The 19,243-nt window shown below is 70.9% G+C and carries 17 protein-coding genes and 2 tRNA genes; 16 read left to right on the top strand and 3 right to left on the bottom strand.

Annotated features, from left to right (window positions below; genetic code table 11):
• The first annotated feature begins 251 nt into the window (after positions 1-251).
• The 5 genes from proB (at position 252) to ACTWQF_RS31240 (ending at position 5,572) form a co-directional block, all read left to right on the top strand.
• Positions 252-1,388: a glutamate 5-kinase gene (proB, locus tag ACTWQF_RS31260; protein ID WP_443283149.1), complete on the top strand. Its 1,137-nt coding sequence runs from the start codon at positions 252-254 to the stop codon at positions 1,386-1,388.
• 405 nt (positions 1,389-1,793) lie between these two features.
• On the top strand, positions 1,794-2,168 hold the full coding sequence (locus tag ACTWQF_RS31255; protein ID WP_443283148.1) for a hypothetical protein: 375 nt from the start codon (positions 1,794-1,796) through the stop codon (positions 2,166-2,168).
• A gap of 57 nt (positions 2,169-2,225) precedes the next feature.
• Positions 2,226-3,512: a glutamate-5-semialdehyde dehydrogenase gene (locus tag ACTWQF_RS31250; protein WP_443283100.1), complete on the top strand. Its 1,287-nt coding sequence runs from the start codon at positions 2,226-2,228 to the stop codon at positions 3,510-3,512.
• A 70-nt stretch (positions 3,513-3,582) separates the two neighbouring features.
• Positions 3,583-4,254 carry an SCO2584 family spore wall biosynthesis protein gene (locus tag ACTWQF_RS31245; RefSeq protein WP_443283099.1) on the top strand — a complete coding sequence of 224 codons (672 nt, stop codon included), beginning with the start codon at positions 3,583-3,585 and terminating at the stop codon, positions 4,252-4,254.
• Between the two features lie 154 nt (positions 4,255-4,408).
• Positions 4,409-5,572 (top strand): SCO2583 family membrane protein, encoded by a 1,164-nt coding sequence (locus ACTWQF_RS31240; RefSeq protein ID WP_443283098.1) that lies wholly within the window; start codon positions 4,409-4,411, stop codon positions 5,570-5,572.
• Here the strand turns inward: ACTWQF_RS31240 and ACTWQF_RS31235 are convergent.
• On the bottom strand, positions 5,526-6,638 hold the full coding sequence (locus ACTWQF_RS31235) for a M48 family metallopeptidase (RefSeq protein WP_443283097.1): 1,113 nt from the start codon (positions 6,636-6,638) through the stop codon (positions 5,526-5,528). The two genes, ACTWQF_RS31240 and ACTWQF_RS31235, sit on opposite strands and share 47 nt — an antisense overlap.
• A gap of 226 nt (positions 6,639-6,864) precedes the next feature.
• On the opposite strand from ACTWQF_RS31235, the gene ACTWQF_RS31230 reads away from it, so the two are divergent.
• The 6 genes from ACTWQF_RS31230 (at position 6,865) to ACTWQF_RS31205 (ending at position 10,880) form a co-directional block, all read left to right on the top strand.
• The gene (locus ACTWQF_RS31230; protein WP_443283096.1) at positions 6,865-7,035 is read left to right on the top strand and encodes a hypothetical protein; all 171 of its coding nucleotides are present in this window, start codon (positions 6,865-6,867) and stop codon (positions 7,033-7,035) included.
• Between the two features lie 36 nt (positions 7,036-7,071).
• The gene (gene nadD / locus ACTWQF_RS31225; RefSeq protein WP_443283095.1) at positions 7,072-7,716 is read left to right on the top strand and encodes a nicotinate-nucleotide adenylyltransferase; all 645 of its coding nucleotides are present in this window, start codon (positions 7,072-7,074) and stop codon (positions 7,714-7,716) included.
• Positions 7,713-9,431 carry an LCP family protein gene (locus tag ACTWQF_RS31220; protein WP_443283094.1) on the top strand — a complete coding sequence of 573 codons (1,719 nt, stop codon included), beginning with the start codon at positions 7,713-7,715 and terminating at the stop codon, positions 9,429-9,431. The genes nadD and ACTWQF_RS31220 overlap by 4 nt, the downstream gene beginning before the upstream one ends.
• A 143-nt stretch (positions 9,432-9,574) precedes the next feature.
• Positions 9,575-10,039 (top strand): ribosome silencing factor, encoded by a 465-nt coding sequence (gene rsfS / locus ACTWQF_RS31215; RefSeq protein WP_443283093.1) that lies wholly within the window; start codon positions 9,575-9,577, stop codon positions 10,037-10,039.
• Positions 10,036-10,689, top strand: a complete 654-nt coding sequence (locus ACTWQF_RS31210) for a histidine phosphatase family protein (protein ID WP_443283147.1) — start codon at positions 10,036-10,038, stop codon at positions 10,687-10,689. The genes rsfS and ACTWQF_RS31210 overlap by 4 nt, the downstream gene beginning before the upstream one ends.
• Before the next feature lie 118 nt (positions 10,690-10,807).
• Positions 10,808-10,880: transfer RNA gene (locus tag ACTWQF_RS31205), tRNA-Ala, on the top strand.
• Between the two features lie 107 nt (positions 10,881-10,987).
• On the opposite strand, the gene ACTWQF_RS31200 is transcribed toward ACTWQF_RS31205, so the two are convergent.
• The gene (locus ACTWQF_RS31200; RefSeq protein ID WP_443283092.1) at positions 10,988-12,019 is read right to left on the bottom strand and encodes a helix-turn-helix transcriptional regulator; all 1,032 of its coding nucleotides are present in this window, start codon (positions 12,017-12,019) and stop codon (positions 10,988-10,990) included.
• A gap of 93 nt (positions 12,020-12,112) precedes the next feature.
• On the opposite strand from ACTWQF_RS31200, the gene ACTWQF_RS31195 reads away from it, so the two are divergent.
• The 3 genes from ACTWQF_RS31195 (at position 12,113) to ACTWQF_RS31185 (ending at position 14,216) form a co-directional block, all read left to right on the top strand.
• Positions 12,113-13,693 carry an MFS transporter gene (locus tag ACTWQF_RS31195; RefSeq protein ID WP_443283091.1) on the top strand — a complete coding sequence of 527 codons (1,581 nt, stop codon included), beginning with the start codon at positions 12,113-12,115 and terminating at the stop codon, positions 13,691-13,693.
• Positions 13,694-13,780: 87 nt separating this feature from the next.
• On the top strand, positions 13,781-13,975 hold the full coding sequence (locus ACTWQF_RS31190; RefSeq protein ID WP_443283090.1) for a hypothetical protein: 195 nt from the start codon (positions 13,781-13,783) through the stop codon (positions 13,973-13,975).
• 7 nt (positions 13,976-13,982) lie between these two features.
• Positions 13,983-14,216, top strand: a complete 234-nt coding sequence (locus ACTWQF_RS31185; RefSeq protein ID WP_209241049.1) for a hypothetical protein — start codon at positions 13,983-13,985, stop codon at positions 14,214-14,216.
• Here ACTWQF_RS31185 and ACTWQF_RS31180 read toward each other — a convergent pair.
• Positions 14,195-15,499: a glycosyltransferase 87 family protein gene (locus ACTWQF_RS31180; RefSeq protein WP_443283146.1), complete on the bottom strand. Its 1,305-nt coding sequence runs from the start codon at positions 15,497-15,499 to the stop codon at positions 14,195-14,197. The genes ACTWQF_RS31185 and ACTWQF_RS31180 overlap by 22 nt on opposite strands.
• A gap of 280 nt (positions 15,500-15,779) precedes the next feature.
• Between ACTWQF_RS31180 and ACTWQF_RS31175 the strand changes: the two genes are divergently transcribed.
• Both ACTWQF_RS31175 and leuS read left to right on the top strand, forming a co-directional pair.
• Positions 15,780-15,852: transfer RNA gene (locus ACTWQF_RS31175), tRNA-Ala, on the top strand.
• A gap of 401 nt (positions 15,853-16,253) precedes the next feature.
• Positions 16,254-19,127, top strand: coding sequence for a leucine--tRNA ligase (leuS, locus tag ACTWQF_RS31170; RefSeq protein WP_443283089.1), 2,874 nt, complete (start codon positions 16,254-16,256; stop codon positions 19,125-19,127).
• The last annotated feature ends 116 nt before the right edge of the window (positions 19,128-19,243 follow it).

Raw genomic sequence — 19,243 nt, 5'->3', positions numbered from 1 at the left:
CACGCGTCCATTGCGCGAAACGGATGAGCGTCCCGGAGCAGCGCTGACGTAGATTGCGAAGGAGAGAGCACGGCGGGTCACGGCCATGGGCGCACAGCGGCGCCCCATGGACCGCCGCGGCGGCACAGGCGCGAGGGATACGGGCGGGCGTGACAGGAGACAGCGGAACAGGGCGCGTGGCGGGCGTCACGGGGGACGGCCATCAGGGCCCTGCGAGCGCCACGGAGAGTGAGCGGGCGGCTCGCCGGGCCGTGCGGGAGGCACGCCGCGTCGTCGTCAAGGTCGGCTCCTCCTCGCTGACCACAGCAGCGGGCGGACTGGACGCCGACCGGGTGGACGCCCTCGTCGACGTACTGGCCAAGCACGTCGACGCCGGGAGCCCTGAGGGTGAGCCCGCCGGACTTCCCGGCCGGGAGATAGTGCTGGTCTCCTCCGGCGCCATCGCCGCCGGGCTGGCGCCGCTGGGTCTGGCCAAGCGCCCCCGCGATCTGGCCCGCCAGCAGGCCGCCGCGAGCGTCGGCCAGGGGCTGCTGGTGGCCCGCTACACGGCTTCCTTCGCACGCTACGGCCGCCGCGTCGGCCAGGTGCTGCTGACCTCGGACGACACCAGCCGCCGCGCGCACTACCGGAACGCCTACCGCACCCTGGACCAGCTGCTGGCCATGGGTGCGGTGCCGGTCGTCAACGAGAACGACACGGTGGCCACCGACGAGATCCGCTTCGGCGACAACGACCGGCTCGCCGCGCTGGTCGCCCATCTCGTCCGGGCCGACCTGCTGGTCCTCCTCTCCGACGTGGACGGCCTCTACGACGGCAACCCCGCCACCCCCGGCACCCGCCGCATCGCCCAGGTGCACGGCCCCGCCGACCTTGAGGGCATCGACATCGGCAGCGCGGGCAGCGCGGGTGTCGGCACCGGCGGCATGGTCACCAAGGTGGAGGCGGCGGGTATCGCGGCGGGCGCCGGCGTGCCCGTGGTGCTGACCTCCGCCGTGCACGCCGCCGATGCGCTGGCGGGCCGCGAGACCGGTACGTACTTCCATCCGACCGGCCGCCGCGCGGCGGGGCGCCTGCTGTGGCTCGCGCACGCCTCCACACCCACCGGGGCGCTCACGCTGGACGAGGGCGCCGTCCGCGCCGTCGTGGACCGCCGTACCTCGTTGCTGCCCGCCGGTATCGCCGGGGTGGAGGGCGACTTCTCCGCGGGTGACCCGGTGGAACTGCGGGACACCAGGGGGCGGGCCGTGGCGCGCGGGCTGGTGAACTTCGACGCCAAGGAGCTGCCGCGGCTGCTCGGCCGCACCACGTACGAGCTGGCCAGGGAGCTGGGCCCGGCCTACGAGCGCGAGGTCGTCCACCGCGACGACCTGGTGCTGCTGCGGTCCTGAGCGGTGCGTCCGCCGCGCGGCCGACCGGTGCTGTCCGATGCTCGGCTGATCGCTGCTGTCTGCTGCGCTTCCGATTCGGGCGGACGGTTGCAGTACCGGAAAAAGTCCAGCCTTTCCACGGACACCTTCCGTAAAACGGCCCCGCACGCGCTCCCGGACTGGTCAACTTTGACGCGGGCGATGCGAGCGGCACGTGCACCCGCACGTGCACGCACCGTTCCCTCAGTGGTACCCACAGTCACAGAGCAGTCCCACGGACACAGAGCGACACCACAGCACCAACCTTCACGGACACCACAGCACCACCCCGCGGAACACCACAGCACCAGCTACCCACCGACACCAGCGCAGCAGCACCAGCACCACTCCAGGAGGCCACCGGTGAGACGACTGGCCAGCGTCGATATGGCGTCTTCTCCCCAGCCCGAGACACGAGTCGGCTCCCGGCTCTGGCACATCACGCTCAGCGTCGCAGGGCCGGAGGCGCCGCTGGCCGACGTACGGCGCGCCCTCGAACAGCTCGCCCATGACCATCCGTTCCTGCTGACCAGCCGCTACGCCAACGATCATGCGGAGATCCGGTACTGGGAGGAGGCCCGCGACCTGCACGACGCCGCTGCCGTGGCGCTGCGGCTGTGGGGCGAGCACCGTTCCTCGGCCAAGCTGCCGCCCTGGGAGATCGTGGGGCTGGAAGTGATCGGCCGCGAGACCTATCACCAGCGGGTCGCCGAGGGTTACGGCCCGCCGCCCGCCAGCCCGGTGGGGGTGCACCCGTTCTGAGCGGCCCGTTCTGAGACGCCGGGGCGGTCCGCCGCGTGCCCCGGCTACCATCGCGCCATGAGCGCATCCGAGACCCCGGACACCCCCGTCCGTCAGGCGGCCCGCCGCGCGCGGACAGCGGCAGCCGACCTCGCCCCGGCCCCCCGCACCACCCGTGACGCCGCGCTGCTGGCCATCGCCGGGGCGCTCACGGCCAGGACGGACGAGATCGTCGCCGCCAACGCCGACGACGTCGCCAAGGCGCGCGCCGCCAGCACGGCGGAGTCCGTTGTGGACCGGCTCACGCTGACCCCCGAGCGGGTCGCGGCCATCGCCTCCGACGTTCGCGATGTGATCGCGCTGCCCGACCCGGTGGGCGAGGTGCAGCGCGGCTCGACGCTGCCCAACGGCCTCGAGCTGCGCCAGGTGCGGGTCCCGCTCGGCGTCGTCGGGATCATCTACGAGGCCCGTCCGAACGTCACCGTCGACGCCGCCGCGCTCTGCCTCTGCCTCAAATCCGGCAACGCCGTGCTGCTGCGCGGCTCGTCCTCCGCGCACAACTCCAACACGGCGCTGGTCGCCGTGCTCCGCGACGCGGTCGCCGAGGCCGGACTCCCCGCCGACGCGGTGCAGTTGGTGCCCGGCGAGAGCCGGGAGAGCGTCACCGAGCTGATGCGCGCCCGGGGCCTGGTGGACGTGCTGATCCCGCGCGGTGGCGCCTCGCTGATCAAGACCGTGGTGGAGCAGTCCACCGTCCCCGTCATCGAGACCGGCACCGGCAACTGCCACGTTTACGTGGACAAGCGCGCCGACATCGACACCGCGCTCGCCATCCTCGTCAACTCGAAGGCCCAGCGCCCCAGCGTCTGCAACGCCGCCGAGACCGTGCTGGTGCACGCGGGGATCGCCGACGCCTTCCTGCCGCGCGCCCTCGAAGCGCTCGCCGAGGCCGGCGTCACCGTGCACGGCGACAACGCCTGGCAGACGGCGGCCGGCGCCTCCGGACGGACCGTGCTGCCGGCCACCGACGAGGACTGGGCGAGCGAGTATCTGTCGTACGACATCGCGGCGGCCGTGGTGCCCTCGCTGGATGCCGCCGTCGAGCACATCCGCGCCTGGTCCTCCGGGCACACCGAGGCGATCGTCACCGCCGACACCGCCGCGGCCCGCCGCTTCACGACGCTGGTGGACTCCGCAGCCGTCATGGTGAACGCCTCCACCCGGTTCACGGACGGCGCCCAGTTCGGCTTCGGCGCCGAGATCGGGATCTCCACGCAGAAGCTGCACGCGCGGGGTCCCATGGGCCTGCCGGAGCTGACCTCCACGAAGTACGTGGTCACCGGGGACGGTCACATCCGGAACTGACCGTACCGATTTTCCTCCCGCCTCCCTCCGGCCCTGCCCAAATCGACCGCACAGGTCTACGCTGGATCGCGTGCCGGACGACGTGGGGGGCAGGCCGTTCCCGGACGGCGAGGAGCCCGAGTACCGCGACCACGGGGCGGCGGACGACGAGTTCGCCTCCGTGGTACTCGACGAGGACTTCGTACGCGCCGCCGAGGTCCACGAGCCGAGCGCGGCCGAACGGATACTCGCCTCCGCCCAGTCGCACGCGGAGCACACGGAGAACGAGAACCTCCGGTCCGCGGAGGACGGCTTCGGCTATCCGCGCGGCGAGGGCGAGTTCACGCACGACGAGTTCGCCGACGCGGACGACGCCTTCGACGAAGACCCGGACGACGACGAGGGCCGCTTCGACCGCTCCGACTACCGCACGGAGTACGACGGTTCCGAGGGCTTTCCCCCGGAGCTGGACCCTGCCTACGAGCACGGCGCCGACTTCGGATACCCGTACGGCTACGGCCGTTACGCGCCGCACGGCCGGGGCCAGCGCCCCTACCGCGGCCACCGCAGCTGGCAGCGGCCCGTCGCCTGGGTGCTGGCCGTGGTGATGGGGATCGGCATGGTGGCGCTCGCCTTCTCGGCCGTCTATCGGGGCACCTCCGGCCAGCGACAGCACCCTTCGCCGCCCCCCGCCACCACCGGCGTGGACCCCAGCGGGCCGGGCGCCCTGCCGAGCGTCTCCGCCGAACCGCCCGGCGGCTGAGCCCGCACCCGGTGGCCGAGCCCGCCAGAGTCCGCCGAGCCCGCCCGGTGGCCGATCGCGGCATGGTCGAGGAGTGGAACAGGACCTGCAGGTTTCCGCAAGTTGGCCGGGGCCGCGCCGTTCGCGTCCGCCCGGTCGGTCCTACCCTGTTGTTATGGGCGGGCGAGTGGATCCTCCTGACGGGACGCCCGACGGCGGTCCCAACGGCGGCGACGACGAATACCGATCCCTGGTGTTCGACGAGTCGTTCATCAAGGCTGCCCGGCTCCAGGAGTTCTCGGCGCAGGAGCGGCTCCAGGACGAGGAGCACGCCGCGGTCCGCGCCCGCCCCGAGGCCGAGCGCAGCGGCAGGACGGCCCTGGGCCTCTCCCGGCAGGGGCTGATCCTGGTGCTGCTGATCGCCCTCGCCTTCGGCACCGCCATCTACATGGGCATACGGAACCCGTACCGGTCCCCCACGCGGACCGGCGCCGAGCCGCTGCACAGCGAAGTGCTGCCGCTGGCACCCACCGAACCCGTCCCGGGCAGCACCCCGGCGGACCTGTTCGCGAACAGCCCCGCCGCCCGGTTCGCGACGGGGGCCGACGGAGTGGCACTGCCACCCGTTCGGAGCAGCGACCACTTCTCCGAGAGCCAGGTGCTGTCCGCCCTCACCGTGGCCAAGGACTACGTGGTGGAGAGCTCGCTCGACCCGGACGTGCTCACCGGCGGCGCGGTGCGTCCGGTGCGCGTACTGCTCAACCCCCACCAGCAGCGCCAGTTCGACCAGAGCGTCGAGCAACCCCGTAACGACGGACGGCACGGTGCCACGGCCTGGATGGTCCGCCTCGACCGCGGCAAGGCGGCCCTGGCCAGCACCAAGGTGCGGGTCGACGGCACCCTCACGGTGCAGGAGGTCGGCGACGGGCTGGAGGTCACCGCGGACCACGTCTTCGTCTATGCCGTACGCCCGGCCGACGGGGGCAAGAGCGCGGGGAAGAACCCGGGCAGGGGCGAAAAGGCGGGCAGGGGCGAGGACGTGCACAAGGGCGCTTCCCTGTTCTCCGTACGCCGCCAGGTGCGCTTCCGTTTGGAGCGCGAGGACCTGCGCGACCACCAGGTCAACGTGCGGCAGGTCGCCATGCGCGCCGGGCCGATGAACTGCGGTGAGGACCCCGCCGACGCGCTGACACCGCTGCTGGCGGGCGAGCGGGCCAAAGACGCGGGAAAGGCGGGGACCGACCCCTACGCGCGGGGCCGGTCCACCGCCTCGATGTGCGGGCTGCTGGCGTCTAACGCTCAGCCGAGCCCGGACCATCCTTCCCGTCCGAGCCGTTAGCGTGCCCGTTCGTGCCGTCCTGGCCGCCGCCGGAGGCGCCGCGGCCCGTGAAGGTGTCGCGCAGCCTGCCGCCGACGTCACCGACGCCGCCCGCCAGGTCGCGGACGAAGCCCATCAGCGGGTCCTTGCTGTTGCGCACCGACTCGGAGTAGTGGTTCGCCGACTCCTTGAAGGAGTCCCGGACCGAGGTGTCCTTGTCGTCCGCGCGCTTGGGGTAGTGGCCGTCCATGATCCGCTGGTAGTCGCGGCTGGCCGCCCACTTCTTCAGCTCCGCGGCGCGCACGGTGGTGAAGGGGTGGGAGCGCGGCAGCACATTCATGATCTTCAGCACGGAGTCGCGCAGATCGCCGCCCGCCTCGTACTCCTCGGCCTGCGCCAGGAAGGCGTCGACGTTCATCTCGTGCAGGTGGTTGCCGCCCGCCAGCTTCATCAGCCCGCGCATCGACGCCTGGAGGTCCTGGCCCACCAGCAGCCCGGCGCGGTCGGCCGACAGCTCCGACTTGCGGAACCACTCGCGCAGCGCGGTCACCAGCGCCATGACCGCGACGTTCCCCAGCGGGATCCAGGCGACCTTGAACGCCAGGTTGGAAAGGAACAGCAGTATCGTCCGGTAGACCGCGTGGCCGGAGAGGGCGTGCCCGACCTCGTGGCCGACCACAGCCCGCATCTCTTCCTCGTCCAGGAGCTCGACCAAGCCGGTGGTGAGGACGATGATCGGCTCGTCCATGCCCACGCACATCGCGTTCGGCTTCGGATCCTGGGTGACGTACATCGGCGGGATCTTCTCCAGATCCAGGATGTAACAGGAGTCCCGCAGCATCGCGTTGAGATGGGCGAACTGCTGGTCGCTGACCCGCACCGAGTCGGAGAGGAAGAGCAGTCGCATGCTGCGCTCCGGCAGCAGACCGCTCAGTGCCTTGACCGCGGTGTCGAACCCGCTCAGCTTGCGCAGCGCGACCAGGGCCGAGCGGTCGGTCGGGTGCTCGTACGCGCGCGACGAGATCCCCTCAAAGCGCCGCCTCTCGCGGCCGGGCAGGCGCTCCGTGCCGCCTGTGCCGTCTGTCATGGTGCTTCCCCCTCTTCGACTGGGCTGTCCACACTAAAGGGTGGGACGCGGAGCGGGGCCTTCCCGTTGCGTCCGGAACAGTCCCGGAAGAGTCGGGGTGAGGCGCCGAAGCGTCCCCGCTTACGATGTGGCTGCGCAGTTCCGCGCCGCACCGGTGTGTTCACCGGCGTGCGGCACGGGTACGGCGCAGCCACTGTCCGCGCCTCACGGGATAGGTTCCGCGACGATGACTCTGCCCAGCACCGCACATGACGCCCTGCTGACCCTCGCCTCGGGGGGCGAGCACGGCGAGAGCGGTCAGCACGAGAGCCTGAACCCGTATGTGACCGGCGGGGGTGCGCTGCTCGCGCTGTTCCTGCTGCTGTGGATCACCACCCGCTTCAACCGGGATCGCTGAGCCCGAGCGGAATCGCTGAGCGTAAAGTCGTCCCGCATGGGAGAGGACATAGTGCCCGGGACCGGTAAGCGGCGGCTCGGCGTGATGGGTGGGACCTTCGACCCCATCCACCATGGTCACCTGGTGGCCGCGAGCGAGGTGGCGGCACGCTTCCACCTCGACGAGGTGGTGTTCGTGCCGGCCGGGCAGCCGTGGCAGAAGAGCCACCGGCAGGTCTCGCCGGCCGAGGACCGCTATCTGATGACGGTGATCGCGACGGCGTCGAATCCGCAGTTCTCGGTCAGCCGGATCGACATCGACCGCGGTGGCAAGACGTACACGATCGATACGCTGCGCGAGCTCGCCGAGGCCAATCCGGACACGGACCTGTTCTTCATCACGGGCGCCGACGCCCTGTCGCAGATCCTGAGCTGGCGCAACACCGAAGAGCTGTTCTCGCTGGCCCACTTCATCGGCGTCACCCGCCCCGGGCACGCGCTGGCCGACCCGGGGCTGCCGCAGGGCGGCGTCTCCCTGGTGGAGGTCCCCGCGCTGGCCATCTCCTCCACGGACTGCCGTGCCCGGGTGGAACGCGGGGATCCGGTCTGGTACCTGGTCCCTGACGGCGTCGTGCGGTACATCAACAAGCGTGCGCTGTACCGGCAGGACGGGGGCGGCACGGAGGGGGACCCGCGAGCGTGAGCGACGGCTACGGATACGACCCGTACGGCCGGCAGCCCGAGATCATCGGCTACGACGAGTACGGCAGGCCCGTATACCGCCGACAGGAAGCGCAGCAGGAGGGCCCCGGCCCTGATCCGTACGACGGCGGACAGGCCGCACCGGCCGCACAGGCCGGAGGGGACGCGTACCCGTCGTACGACCCGTATGCGGGCTCGGGCTATGGAACGCAGCAGGGCGCGCAACAGGGCGGCTACTACGACGCTTACGACCCGTACGCGCAGCAGCAGGCCCCGCAGCCGCAGCAGCAGGCCGCCCAGTACACCGAGCCGCAGACGCAGCAGCCGGTGCAGCAGCAATCCGACTGGGTGCCCACCCAGGCACAGCCGCCGCAGCAGGAGCAGCCCGAGCTGTACGGCCGGCAGCCGTACGGTCAGCAGCATGACGAGCAGTCGGCGAAGCCCTCCTCGCCCTCCTCCGGTCCGGCGGGCGACTACCGCACCGAGCAGTTCTCGTTCGTCGAGGAGACCAGCGACGACTCCGAGGACGTCATCGACTGGCTCAAATTCACCGAGAGCCGCACCGAGCGCCGCGAGGAGGCCAAGCGCAAGGGCCGCAACCGCGTCGTCGCGCTCGTCGTCGTCCTCGCGCTGCTGCTGGCGGGCGGCGTGGGCTACCTCTGGTACGCGGGCATGCTGCCGGGCACCGGCGACGGCCAGGGCAAGGGCGGCGCCGCGGCCGGCGCGCACCGGGACGTCGTCGTGGTGCACCTGCGCGAGCGGGGCGGCGTCAGCTCCACGGCGCTGCTCGTGGACAACGAGGGCGCGGGCGAGGGCTCCACCGTGCTGCTGCCGAACTCGCTGGCCGTCTCCACGGAGGACGGCAGGACGACCACGCTCGGCAAGTCCGTGGAGGACGAGGGCGCCGGGCCCACGCGCGACTCCCTGAACACCCTGCTCGGCTCCGGTATCAAGGGCACCTGGCGGCTGGACACCCCGTATCTGGAGAACCTCGTCGAGCTCGTCGGCGGTATCGCCGTGGACACCGACACCACCGTGCCCGGCACGAAGAGGGGCCAAGAGCCGCAGGTCAAGCGGGGCAGCAACCAGGGTCTGGACGGCCGGGCCGCCGTCGCCTACGCCACGTACCGGGCCCAGGGCGAGCTCCAGACCAAGCAGCTCGCCCGGTTCGGGCAGGTCATGCAGGCGGTGCTCAAAAAGCTTTCCAGCGACCCGGGAGCGGTCACCAAGACCGTCGAGTCCCTCGGCCAGATCCCCGACCCCTCGCTCTCCGAGGCCCAGCTGGGCGCCTCGCTGGCCAAGCTGGCGAACCACGCAAAGCAGAGCAACTACAGCACCCGGACCCTGCCCGTACGGGCCGACGGAACGCTCAGTTCGCAGGTCAGCGACGAGGTCGTCAAGAAGGTGCTCGGCGGCAGCGTCAAGAACTCCGACCCCGACGCGGCGCCCCGGGTGAGCCTGAAGAACGCCACCGGCAAGCGCGGCCTGGACAACGCCGCCTCCGCCGCGCTGGTCAACGGCGGCTACACCGTCGTCAAGGGCGGCACGGGCACCACCCGCACCAGGTCGCTGGTGGCCTATGCCGAGGCCGGGCAGAAGGCCAAGGCGCAGGAGATCGCCAAGACGCTGGGGCTGCCCGGCAGCGCGGTCCGCAAGGCCAGGGGCGCCGCCAACGCGGACGTCACGGTCCTGCTGGGAGCCGACTACCGGGGCTGAGCCGCCGAGCCGGCTCCGTGGGCCGGGCCTGGCTGCGACGAGGACGGCCCGACGAGGGACGGCCGCGCCGACAAGGCTGAAATCCGGTCGCGCGGCCGTGAGACCCTGGAACACGAGATGTTTCCGACCCGAAAGCCTTGCCTGTGACCGCCACGGACCGTTCTCTCGAGCTGATCAACACCGCCGCCCAGGCGGCGGCCGACAAGCTCGCGCACGACATCGTCGCCTACGACGTCAGCGACGTGCTCGCCATCACCGACGCCTTCCTGCTTGCCTCGGCGCCCAACGACCGGCAGGTCAAGGGCATCGTCGACGAGATCGAGGAGCGGCTGAACAAGGAACTGGGCGCCAAGCCGGCCCGCCGCGAGGGCGAGCGTGACGGCCGCTGGGTGCTCCTCGACTACGTCGACATCGTCGTCCACGTCCAGCACAGCGAGGAGCGTGTCTTCTACGCTCTGGAGCGGCTGTGGAAGGACTGCCCGGAGCTGGAGCTGCCCGAGGACGCCAAGGCGACCCGCGGCAAGGCCGCCGAGCACGCGAACGCGGCGGCGGCAGGTGACGAGCAGGTCCCCGAGCCGGTGGACGAACTGGACGGAGAGCTGCGCTGAACGGCACGGGGGCGGTACGGAACCGCAAGATCGTTCTGTGGCGGCACGGCCAGACGGCGTGGAACCTCGAGCGCCGCTTCCAGGGCTCGACGGACATCCCGCTCACCGACGCCGGTCTCGACCAGGCGCGGCGCGCGGCGCGGCTGCTGGCCGCACTGCGTCCGGACGCGATCCTCGCCTCCGACCTGAGGCGCACCGCCGCCACGGCCGCCGAGCTGGCCGCGCTGACCGGGCTCGACGTCACGCACGACGAGGGCCTGCGGGAGACGTACGCGGGCGACTGGCAGGGCCTCACCCACGAGGAGATCGTCGCCCGCTTCGGCGAGCAGTACGCCGCCTGGAAGCGGGGCGAGCCAGTGCGTCGGGGTGGCGGCGAGCTGGAGACGGAGGTCGCCGAGCGGGCTGCGCCCGTGGTCGAGCGCGGCGTGGACAAGCTGCCGGACGGCGGCACGCTCGTCGTCGTCAGCCACGGCGGCACCATCCGCACCACCATCGGGCAGCTCATCGGGCTGCCGCCGGGCACCTGGGAGGCGCTGGGCGGGCTGTCCAATTGCAGCTGGTCCGTCCTGGGCGAGACGGTGCGCGGCTGGCGGCTGCTGGAGCACAACGCGGGCAGCCTGCCCGAGCCGGTGCTCGGCGACGACGACTGAGGACGCCCACGGGCGGCCGCTGGGCGGTCGAAGGGTGGTGGCGGGAAGCCGGATTTCTCATTCGGTCTGGCCACCCGCTAAGCTGCATCTCGTTCTCGGCGCTCCGGCGCCGGTCCTCGGGGCTATAGCTCAGTTGGTAGAGCGCTTGCATGGCATGCAAGAGGTCAGGAGTTCGATTCTCCTTAGCTCCACACGGACCTCTCGGATCCCGTCCTCCGCCACGGAGGGCGGGATTTTTGCTGTGTGCCTGTGTGTCTGTGTGCCTGTGTGCGCCCGGGGGCGGGGGCGCTCCCGGCGTTCAGTCCACGTCCACGTCCAGGCCCATCGTGCACAGCTCCTTCGTCTTCCGTCGGCTCGCGTGCAGTAGTCGCTCGCGTATGCGCGACAGCGGCTGGGCGTGCTCCGGGCAGCCGATCATGGGGTCTTCTGTCGTACGCAGCCGCGCGAGCAGCTTCTCCGTCTCATCGTCGTGCGGCACATAGGCCACGATCCGCGTCTCGGCCGCACCGCTGATCTGGAGCGATGTCGAGCTGAGCCGCAGCTGACCGACCGAGGCGTGCCGCACCAGCTTGATCCGCGCTCCGGGCGGGGCCACATCCCCGCTGCGCCACAGCTGCGTGAACTCCTCGCTCGCCTCGCACATGCGGCTGATGAACTGCTCCCAGGGAGCCTCACCGACGTGTCGGCCGTACGTACCGCGCAGCGTCGCCACCATCAGCGACAGCTCCGCCTCGCGGTTGAGGATCGGGCAGCAGCAGGGCGGCATCGTCACGAACTGCTGCCAGAGCACGTTGCGTTCGGGCTGGCCCACCAGATCGAGGACCGGGAAGAGGCTCCGATAGCCGCCGTTGGCGGCCAGCACGTCGTACCGGCCGTTGTAGACCACGGCGGGCATCGGGTCCATCGCGCCGAGGATGCGGTGGACCTCCGGCTCGACGGTCTCGGCGATCCGCTCCGGGGACGGTGGGTGGGGCACCTCCGCCAGGTGGTACAGATGCTCGCGCTCGGCCTCGTCCAGGCCCAGCGTGCGGGCCACCGCGTCCAGTACCTGTGCGCTCGCGTTGATTGGCCGGCCCTGCTCCAGCCACGTGTACCAGGTCACACCCACGCCGGAGAGCTGGGCGACCTCCTCGCGGCGCAGCCCCGGGGTGCGGCGGCGAGGGCCTGCGGGCATCCCGACGTCGGCGGGGGAGACCCGGGCGCGACGGCCACGCAGAAAAGCGGCCAGCTCGGACCGGCGGCGCCGGGCTGCCGAACGCGACGTTCCGGCGGCGGGGCCCGCCGCTCGTGGCTCCGTTCCTGTCTCGGCGATGACTGTCACATCCCCCATCGTCGTGGCAGCGTGAACCGGCTGCCAGGTGCTGTCAGTACCAGCATCGCGGGGCTCTCGTGATCTTCGGCCCGACCCGGCCAGGCTCGGTGCATGACCTTCGCTCCTTCGTCTTCCGCTTCTCCGGCTCCGGCCGCGCGGACTTCGGTCCCGGCGACAAGTACCGCCTCCGAGCGCCGGATTCCCGACGACCGTATTCTCAGTAAAGAGCACGCCACTGACAGTGGACCCGGCACCGCACGTCGCGGCCCGCATCCCGGGTGGCTGCTGGCGATCGTGCTCACCGGCCAGTTCATGGCGCTGCTGGACACCTTCATCGTCAACGTCGCCGCCCCCGACCTGCGCGCGGACCTGCACGCCTCGGGCGCCGGGCTCCAACTGGTGATCGCGGGTTACACCATCGCCTACGCGGTGCTGCTGATCACCGGGGCGCGGCTGGGGGCCCTGCTGGGCCACAGCCGGGTGTTCCTGGCCGGCCTCGCCCTCTTCACCGTCGCCTCGCTGGCCTGCGGACTGGCGACGGGCACCGGCCAGCTGATCGCCTTCCGGCTGGTGCAGGGCGCGGGCGGCGCAGCGATGCTGCCGCAGGTGCTCAGCCTGATCCAGCGCACTTTCACCGGGCTCGCCCGCACCCGCGCGCTGGGTGCCTACGCGGCCGTGCTCGGCGTCGGTGCGGCGGCGGGGCAGCTGCTCGGCGGAGTGCTGGTGAGCGCCGACCTGTTCGGCTGGGGGTGGCGCCCGGTCTTCCTGATCAACGTCCCGGTGGGCATCGCCCTGCTCGCCCTCGCGCCCTGGCTGATGGGCGTACGCGGTGAGGCCAGGGGCGGCACCGAGGAGCGGCGCGCGCTGGATCTGCCGGGGCTGGCGCTGCTCGGCGCGGTGCTGCTGCTGTTCACCGTCCCCGTGGTGCTCGGACGGGAGCAGGGCTGGCCGCTGTGGGGATGGCTCTCCCTGGCCCTGTGCGCCGCTCTCGTTCCGGCCTTCGCGCGCTACGAGATACAGCTGGCCCGGCGCGGCGGCAGGCCGCTGATCTCGCCGCTGGTGCTGCGGGCGCCGGGCGTACCACTGGCGGTCGTACGGATCTTCTGGATGATGGCAGTCAACGCCGGATTCGTCCTGGTGCTGATGCTGCACCTGCAGAGCGGGCTGGGGAAGAGCGCACTGTCGGCCGGGTTCTCGATGGTCCCGACGGCCGTGATGTTCGCCTTGGTCGGTACGAACTGGCGGCGCCTCCCGCAGTCATGGCACCCGCGGCTGTCGGCCGCCGGGTTCCTGACCGCCGCGGCCTCGTTCGGGTGGCTGGGGGTGCTCCTGTCGGACGGTGGCGACGGCGCTGCATGGCTCTACGTCTGCCAGGCCGTCAGCGGCATCGGGATGTCCCTCGCCTACAACCCCGTACTGTCGCGCACGCTGTCGAGCGTGCGGCAGAGCGAAGCCGCCGACGCCAGCGGCCTGCTGGTGACCACCGCGCAGCTCGGACTGCTGAGCGGGGTGGCGCTGTTCGGCGCCGTCTTCCTGGAGCGGGTGGAGGGTACGGCGCCGTCCGCCGACACCTCGGCCCACGCGCTTGTCGTCACTTGTGCGGCACTGGTGACCGGAACGCTCGTCGGTGCTGCGGCGGGGCCGTTGAACGGGCTGGTGCGCCGGGTAAGAGGATTGCCAGGGGATCGCTGACCGGCCCTTAGGCCGGACGCCGGAACGTGGCAGAATCGTGACGGCTGGAAGGGGGAGAGCCGAGGGGGAAGGGGAGGGACGAGTGCGATGTCGGCGACGGTCCTCGACGAGGACGGCTCCGGGCCCGCGCCCGAGTGGCCTCCGCCCCGTACGGAGCTCCCCCGGGGCGCTCCGTGCAACCTTCAGTGCCCGTCCTGCGGTTCGGCGAACGTCGCTCAAGTGCTCGGCGACAATGGAGGAGTGTCCTACGTGTGCACGGCTTGCGGCCACATCTGGAGCTGAGTGAGGGATGGGCGCCCACAGCAGGAAGTGCGACTGGTGCGGCAGCGGCACCCCGATCGTCCGTGACATGGAGCCGGTCAACAGCGACTACCAGTACTGGTGCGAGGACTGCGCTCGGGCGCTGATCATAAAGGGCGACCCGATCGAGACCTACCGGGAGCTGGACGGTGAGCCGATCTACGGCCGCCTGCTGGAGGCCCACTGCACGCTGAAGCGTTTCTACTCCTTCGCGACGGCCTGAGCCCCCGCCCGGGTCACCGTTCCGGCCTCCGGCCCCGCTGCCGTCTCCCTCCTTCCGGGGCCGCGCCGGCAGCCCCGTCCGCGCAGTGCGTCCCTCGTCACCACGGCCGTGACGACAAGGAACGCCGCCCCTGCGAGCGGATAACAGGCCGACAGCAGCATCTGGGCGCCGTTCTGGTGGAGTTCGGGCGGATGGGAGGAGCCCGCGTCCCGGGGGACCCACCACAGCGCGTACGAGCAGAACACCAAGCCGGTCAGCAGTGTCCCGGCCAGCCAGCGGCGACTGCCGCGGCGCTGCGCCTCCGCGCCGAGCAGCAGCAACAGCGGCAGGCACCACACCCAGTGGTGCGACCAGGAGATCGGACTGATCAGCAGTGTGGTCACGGCACAGGCGACAGCGGCCCAGGCGGTCCCGTGCGGCAGCCCGCGCTGCCCCGCCAGAGCCGCTGCCACGGCCACGCCCAGGCCGAGCACGGCCGCCAGGATGGCGAGCACCATCCACAGCCAGCCCGGGTCGCCGGTGTGCAGCAGCCGCGCTGCCACGCCGCTCAGCGACTGGTTGTCGGTGATCTCCGTACGCCCGACCCGGTCGGACTGGAAGAGGGCCCAGCCCCAGAAGCGCCGGGAGTCGTGCGGCAGCACAATTGCGGACAGCAGGGCGGTGCCCAGGAACGTCACTGTCGCGACCGTCGCCTGCCGCAGCCACGGGTTCCACAGCGCTGTTGTGCGCCCTGTGTGCCGCAGCCGCCGCCAGCCCTGGACCAGTCCGCACAGTGCGAGGAAAACGGCGAACAGCGCGGGCGTCAGCTTGATCCCCGCCGCGATGCCGATGCCTATCCCCGCCCAGCGGGTCCCCGGGCGGCGGGTCAGGTCCCAGAGCACCAGTGCGGCCAGCAGCAGGTTGATCTGCCCGTAGCGCAGCGTCGTCCACACCGGTTCGCACCACACCACGAACGAGGCGATCCCCAGGGCCGCAGCGCCCCGCGGGACGTGCAGCGGGCGGCCCAGCAGTCGCAGGGACAGATGGACGAGCACCACCAGCAGCCCGAGATTGGCGAACGTCGCCACCCCGCGCATGTCGGCCACGTCCAGCAGCGTCAGCGGAAGGAACAGCAGCGCGGCGAAGGGCGGATAGGTGGCGGGCAGGTCGGCGTAGGTGGCGCGCATCGAGTACAGGTCGTAACCGTTGCGCACGGTCCAGCCCTCGGCCCGGTAGACCATCAGGTCGATCATCGAGACGTTCGCCGTGCGCTGCGCGGCCCAGAAGGCGGCGAAGGAAACCATGGACAGGGCTGTCGCCAGCGTGACCGGCCGACGCAGCAGATATCCCTTGAGCCCAAGGTATCCCCTGAGCGCCGATGACCATTTGCTCTCGGCGGCCTGGTACAACGTGCTCACGGGCCGACAGTATCGACCGGCCGGCGCCCGGCATCGCCGGGGCGGAGCTGCCCGGTCGCAACTCGGCCCGGGTCGGGGCATATCGGAAAGCGATTTGGCAGAACGCGGTGTACCCCGTGTAAGCTGGCGAAGCCGCCGCGGGGAAGCCCCGGCGGACCAGAAATCTGGGGCTATAGCTCAGTTGGTAGAGCGCTTGCATGGCATGCAAGAGGTCAGGAGTTCGATTCTCCTTAGCTCCACGGAAGCGAGAGGCGAGGTGTGCTTCCTGCCGTATGGCAGGTAGCCGCCTCGCTTCCTTTGTTTTTGCGGCTTCGCCGCTTGTGGGGGCTTCGCCACCCACACCCCCTTTGGAGGGTGGCCCCCTCGATGTGGGGGAGCGGCCCCTCGGTGTGAGGGTTCGGCCCTCTCGTTTGGGGGTGGTCTCTCGGCTTGGGCTGTAGGTGGTCTCCAGGCGGGGGGTTCGGCGGGTGCGGTACCCTGTGCCCTATGCGTGCCGTACGCCTTCTGCTTAGCGAGCCGCGCTGAACCAGCACCGGTCCCTCTCCCGCGGACCGGGATCGGCGCGGCTCCCCCTCCTGTGCGAGGGGTTTTTTCGTTTCAGGAGAGCCGGGCAGAGACGACCGATGGAGCTTTGAGGACGATGAGCGAGACGACCACCGCCGCCGAGATCGCGGCCCCTTATCGCTACACGGCGGCCCTGGCCGCCGACATCGAGGCACGCTGGCAGGACTTCTGGGAGAAGCACGGCACCTACGAGGCGCCCAACCCCGGCGAGGGCTCGCTGGGCGGTGCCCCGGAGCAGGCTGCCAAGCCGAAGAAGTTCATCATGGACATGTTCCCGTACCCCTCGGGTGCGGGGCTGCACGTCGGGCATCCCCTGGGCTATATCGCCACGGATGTCTACGCCCGCTATGCGCGGATGACCGGGCACAACGTGCTGCACACCCTGGGCTTCGACGCCTTCGGTCTGCCCGCCGAGCAGTACGCCGTCCAGACGGGCACCCATCCGCGTAGCTCGACCGAGGCCAACATCGTCCAGATGACGGCCCAGCTGCGCCGCCTGGGCCTGGGGCACGACCAGCGCAGGTCGTTCGCGACGATCGATCCCTCGTACTACCGCTGGACCCAGTGGATCTTCCTGCAGATCTTCAACTCCTGGTACGACACCGAGGCGCGCAAGGCACGCCCCATCGAGGAGCTGGTCGAGCAGTTCGCCTCGGGCGCCCGTAAGACGCCGGAGGGCTGGGGAGCCTGGGGCGAGCTGAGCGAGCGGGAGCGGGCCGACCTGCTGGGCGAGTACCGGCTGGCCTACGCCTCCGACGCGCCGGTCAACTGGAGCCCCGGCCTGGGCACCGTACTGGCCAACGAGGAGGTCACCGCCGACGGCCGCTCCGAGCGCGGCAACTTCCCCGTCTTCAAGGCCAAGCTGCGGCAGTGGAACATGCGGATCACCGCCTACGCCGACCGCCTGGTGGACGACCTGGAGGACCTGGACTGGCCCGAGGCGATCAAGCTGCAGCAGCGCAACTGGATCGGCCGCAGTGAGGGCGCCCGGATCAGCTTCCCCGTGAGGGACACGCAGATCGACGTCTTCACCACCCGCCAGGACACCCTGTTCGGCGCCACCTACCTGGTGCTGGCGCCCGAGCACCCGCTGGTCGAGTCCTTCGCCCCCGAAGCCTGGCCCGAGGACACCCACCAGGTGTGGACCGGCGGCCACGCGACACCGGCCGAGGCCGTCGCCGCGTACCGGGCGCAGGCGGAGGCCAAGTCGGACGTGGAGCGCCAGGCGGAGGCCAAGGACAAGACCGGTGTCTTCACCGGCGTCTATGCCACCAACCCGGTCAGCCAGGAGAAGGTCCCGGTCTTCATCGCCGACTATGTGCTGATGGGCTACGGCACCGGCGCGATCATGGCCGTCCCCGCGCACGACCAGCGCGACTTCGAGTTCGCGCGCGCCTTCGAGCTGCCCGTGCGCTGTGTCGTCGAGCCCACCGACGGCCGCGGGACGGACACTTCGACCTGGGAGAACGCGTTCAGCTCGTACGACGCGACCATCGTCAACTCCAGCGACCACGACATCTCCCTGGACGGCCTGGGCGTGCACGAGGCCAAGGAGCGGATGCGGCGATGGCTGGAGGAGCACGGGCTGGGCGAGGGAACCGTCAACTACCGGCTGCGCGACTGGCTGTTCAGCAGGCAGCGCTACTGGGGCGAGCCGTTCCCGATCGTCTACGACGAGGACGGCATCGCGCACGCGCTGCCCGAGTCGATGCTGCCGCTGGAGCTGCCGGAGGTCGAGGACTACTCCCCGCGCACCTTCGACCCGGACGACGCGAACACCTCGCCGGAGACCCCGCTGTCCCGGAACGAGGAGTGGACCAACGTCACCCTGGATCTGGGCGACGGCAAGGGCCCGCGCCGCTTCCGGCGGGAGACCAACACCATGCCCAACTGGGCGGGCTCCTGCTGGTACGAGCTGCGCTATCTGGATCCGCAGAACGACGAGAAGCTGGTCGACCCTGAGATCGAGCGCTATTGGATGGGCCCGCGGGAGGGGCAGCCGAAGGGCGGCGTCGACCTGTACGTGGGCGGCGCCGAACACGCCGTACTGCACCTGCTGTACGCGCGTTTCTGGTCGAAGGTGCTGCACGATCTGGGCCACATCTCCTCCGGCGAGCCGTTCCACAAGCTGTACAACCAGGGCATGATCCAGGCGTACGTCTACCGGGACGCGCGCGGCATCGCCGTACCGGCCGCCGAGGTGGAGGAGCGTGACGGCGCGTACTACTACCAGGGCGAGAAGGTCAGCCGCCTGCTGGGCAAGATGGGCAAGTCCCTGAAGAACGCCGTCACCCCGGACGAGATCTGCACGGACTACGGCGCCGACACCCTGCGGCTGTACGAGATGGCCATGGGCCCGCTGGATGTCTCCCGTCCCTGGGACACCCGCGCGGTCGTGGGTCAGTTTCGGCTGCTGCAACGGCTGTGGCGCAACGCCGTGGACGAGGCGACGGGCGAGGTCACCGTTGTCGACACCGAGCCGGACGAGGCCACGCTGCGTGCGGTGCACAAGGCGATCGACGGCGTCACCCAGGACATGGCCGGCCTGCGTTTCAACACCGCGATCGCCAAGATCACGGAGCTGAACAACCACGTCACGAAGCTGCGCGAGGTGCCCCGCTCCGTGGTCGAGACCATGGTGCTGCTGATCGCCCCGCTGGCTCCGCACATCGCCGAGGAGCTGTGGCGCAAGCTGGGCCACGAGGAGTCGGTCGTCTATGAGGACTTCCCCGTCGCCGACCCGGCCTACCTGGTGGACGAGGCCGTGACCTGCGTCGTACAGGTCAAGGGCAAGGTCAAGGCCAGGCTGGAGGTGTCGCCCTCGGTCTCCGAGTCCGAGCTGGAGGCCCTGGCGCTGGCCGAGCCCGTGATCGTGAAGTCGCTGGGCGGTGCGGAGGTGCGCAAGGTGATCGTCCGCGCGCCGAAGCTGGTCAATATCGTCCCGGCGTGATCGTCGCGGTGTACGGCCGTGGCGTAGCGACTGTGGCGTAGGAGCGGCAGGCCCTTCGCGGGTGTCGTCCCTTACGGGACTTCACGGGGGCTGCTCCGGGGTCTGCGGAACCCAGA

The organism is Streptomyces sp. 8N114 (assembly GCF_052245835.1).
GTDB lineage: Bacteria > Actinomycetota > Actinomycetes > Streptomycetales > Streptomycetaceae > Streptomyces.
Note: the sequence above shows the minus strand (reverse complement) of the source record. Positions and strands in the feature narration are given on the sequence as shown.